Source organism: Polaromonas sp. (assembly GCF_018780625.1).
GTDB lineage: Bacteria > Pseudomonadota > Gammaproteobacteria > Burkholderiales > Burkholderiaceae_C > Polaromonas.
In genome coordinates this window covers 1-2,285 of sequence record NZ_JADMJK010000072.1, presented here as the reverse complement: position 1 = coordinate 2,285, position 2,285 = coordinate 1, and the positions used below count along the sequence as shown (strand labels likewise).

The window sequence follows — 2,285 nt, the reverse complement described above, 5'->3', positions numbered from 1 at the left end:
GCGAAGCAAAGAAAAGTGAGTTGCCGCCGGGCAACCCCCGGCCCCGAAACCAAGACCCACCCGAAAGTCACCAGCGTAACGCTTCACGCAGCAACCTCCTGCTTGCGCCCAACCCGCCGCCCCAGCCGGTCAAACGCCAGATAGACCACCGGCGTCGTGAACAGCGTCAGCACCTGGCTCACAATCAGCCCGCCAAAAATCGCCAGCCCCAGCGGCCGCCGCAATTCGGCCCCGTCGCCCCAGCCCAGCATCAGCGGCACGGCGGCAAACAGCGCCGCCAGCGTGGTCATCAGGATCGGCCTGAAACGCAGCAGGGCGGCCTGAAAAATCGCTTCCTGCGGCGACTTGCCTTCATGGCGCTCGGCGTCAATCGCAAAGTCGATCATCATGATGGCGTTCTTTTTCACGATGCCGATCAGCAAGATGATGCCGATGATGCCGATCACCCCGAGGTCGGAGCCGCTGATCATCAGCGCCAGCAGCGCGCCCACACCGGCAGACGGCAGGGTGGAAATGATGGTCAGCGGGTGGATGTAGCTTTCATACAGCACACCCAGCACGATGTAGACGCAGACCACGGCCGCCAGGATCAGCCACAGCTGGCTCGACAGCGACGACTGGTAGGCGCCCGCCGCGCCCAGAAACGTCAGCGTCACGCTGGCGGGCAGGGCGATGTCCTTGGCGGCCTGCTTGATGTCGTCGACCGCCTTGCCTAGCGACACGCCCGGCGCGGTGTCAAAACCCAGCGTGGTGGACGGGTACTGGGCTACGCGGGTGATTTGCAGCGGTGCCGGCTCGACCTTGATGCGCGCCACGCTGGACAGCGGCGTGGTGCTGCCCGAGCCGGTCTTGAGCGGCAAATTGCCCAGGGACGCGGGGCCGGCCAGCGGGTCGGGCAGCGCTTCCAGAATCACGCGGTACTGGTCGGTCTCGGTAAAGATCGTGGACACGATGCGCTGGCCGTAGGCGCTGTAGAGCGCGTCGTCAATCGACGCGGTGGTGATGGCCAGGCGCGAGGCGGTGTCGCGGTCCACCGTGATGTAGGCGCCGGAACTGCTGGAGCCGGCGTCGGACGCGACGTTGCGCAGGCTTTGCAGCTGGCGCAGGCGCTGCGTCAGCTGGCCGGCCCATTGCACCACCGTCGCGTTGTCGGCGCCTTCGAGCGACACACGGAACTGGGTCGGGCCGGTTTCGGCGTCAATCGTCAAGTCCTGCGTCGGCTGCAGGTAAAGCGTCACGCCGGCGATCTGGCTGGCGCTGGCCTTGAGCCGGTCCATGGTGTCCTGCTGGCTGCCGGTGCGCGCGCGCTTGAGGTTGATCAGCATGCGCCCGGTGTGCAGCATGGTGTTGTTGGCGGCATCCACGCCAATGAAGGAACTCAGCGTGGCGACATCGGGGTCTTCCAGAATCGCCTGAGCCGTGGCCTGCTGCAGTTCGGCCATGCGGGCATACGACACCGACTGAGTGGTTTCGACCCGGGCCTGCAGCTGGCCGGTGTCCTGCGTGGGAAACAGGCCTTTGGGAATCAGCACATACAGCAGCACCGTGAGCACCAGCGTGGCCAGCGCCACCAGCAGCATGGCGCCCTGGTGCCTGAACACCGCGTGCAGGCCCTGTGTGTAGCGTTTCATGACGCTTGTGGAAAAGCGGCTAAAAAACTGCTGCAGCCGGCCCGCCGGCTGGTCGCTGTGCGCTTCGTGTGCCGGCTTCAGCCATCTGGCCGACATCATGGGCACCAGCGTGAGCGACACCACGGCCGAAATCAAGATGGTGATCGCCAGCGTGATCGCGAATTCGCGGAACAGGCGGCCCACGACGTCGCCCATGAACAGCAGTGGAATCAGCACCGCAATCAGCGACACCGTCAGCGAGATGATGGTAAAGCCGACCTGCTTGGCGCCCTTGAGCGCCGCCGCCATGGGCGTCTCGCCTTTTTCAAGGTAGCGCGCAATGTTTTCGATCATCACGATGGCGTCGTCCACCACGAAGCCGGTGGCAATCGTCAGCGCCATCAGGCTCAGGTTGTTCAGGCTGTAGCCCAGCAGGTACATGGCGCCGCAGGTGCCAATCAGCGAAATCGGCACCGCCAGGCTGGCAATCACGGTGGCGCGCAGGTTGCCCAAAAACGCAAAGATCACCAGCACCACCATCACCACGGCCAGCAGCAGCTCTATTTCCACGTGCATCACCGACGCGCGTATGCCGGTGGTGCGGTCGCTTAGCACCTCGACATTGACCGAGGCGGGCAGGCCGGACTGCAGCTCGGGCAGGCGCGCCTTGATGGC

At 64.9% G+C, this 2,285-nt stretch carries 1 protein-coding gene; it reads right to left on the bottom strand.

The window, feature by feature from the left end; all coding sequences use genetic code 11:
- Nucleotides 1-83: 83 nt before the first annotated feature.
- Nucleotides 84-2,285: efflux RND transporter permease subunit (locus IV091_RS06530; protein WP_293466685.1), on the bottom strand; the 2,202-nt coding region annotated here is incomplete at its 5' end.